The sequence below is a fragment of the Sedimentitalea sediminis genome (genome assembly GCF_042687825.1).
In the GTDB taxonomy this organism is placed as follows: Bacteria; Pseudomonadota; Alphaproteobacteria; order Rhodobacterales; family Rhodobacteraceae; genus Sedimentitalea.
Window position 1 is genome coordinate 1 of record NZ_JBHUQE010000069.1, and the last position, 806, is coordinate 806.

Genomic DNA, 806 nt, shown 5'->3' on the forward strand with positions numbered 1-806 from the left:
TGGTGCAGCACCTCACATGATCCCGGTTCCGGCGAACACCAAGGTCTGGCTGGCGGCGGGCGTGACGGACATGCGCAAGGGCTATGCATCTTTGGCAGCGCAGGCCGAGAAGGTGCTGAAGCTCGATCCCTGTGTGGGCCATATGTTCGTGTTCCGGGGCCGCTGTGGTGACCTGATCAAGGTCATGTGGTGGGACGGCCAGGGGGCGCGCCTGTTCTCCAAGCGCCTGGAGCGGGGCAAGTTCGTCTGGCCGGCGACGAAAGAGGGCAAGGTGTCCCTAACACCCGCGCAACTGGCCATGCTGCTCGAAGGGATCGATTGGCGCGCGCTGCGCCGAACATGGCGACCGTTGCGCGCGGGATAGGATTCCCTCAACCCTTCCAATGATGTAACATCTGGCCGTGGTGGCCGAGGCGATGACATGGCCGGAAGATTATGGGGAGCTCAAGGAGTTCACCACCCAGCTTCTGGCCGAGATCAAAGCCCAGGCGATGCTGATCGAGAAGCTCCGGCATCAGGTCGCAGGCCAGAAGGCCTGGCGCTACGGCTCGACCTCGGAGCAAACCCGACAGCTGATGCTGGCACTGGAAACGAGCGAGATTGCCGAGGCGGCGATGACCGCAAAGATGAAGCTGCCGCCGGATGAGCCGAAGGACAAACCCAAGCGCCGCCCGATCCCGGATCATATCCCGCGCAACAACATCGAGATGCTGCCGCCGAAGGATCACTGCACATGCGGCGGTGCGCTGCGCCGGATCGGTGAGGACGTGACGGAAGAGCTGGAATACGTTCCAGGCCGGTTTGTC

Annotated in this window: 2 protein-coding genes; both read left to right on the plus strand. The window is 63.0% G+C overall.

The features are described 5' to 3' along the window. Nucleotides 1-16 precede the first annotated feature (16 nt). Nucleotides 17-364 (plus strand): IS66 family insertion sequence element accessory protein TnpB, encoded by a 348-nt coding sequence (gene tnpB, locus ACFMPD_RS17550; protein WP_380997355.1) that lies wholly within the window; start codon nucleotides 17-19, stop codon nucleotides 362-364. Nucleotides 365-404: 40 nt separating this feature from the next. Further along, on the plus strand, nucleotides 405-806 hold a 402-nt coding region (locus tag ACFMPD_RS17555), incomplete at its 3' end, for an IS66 family transposase (RefSeq protein ID WP_380997352.1).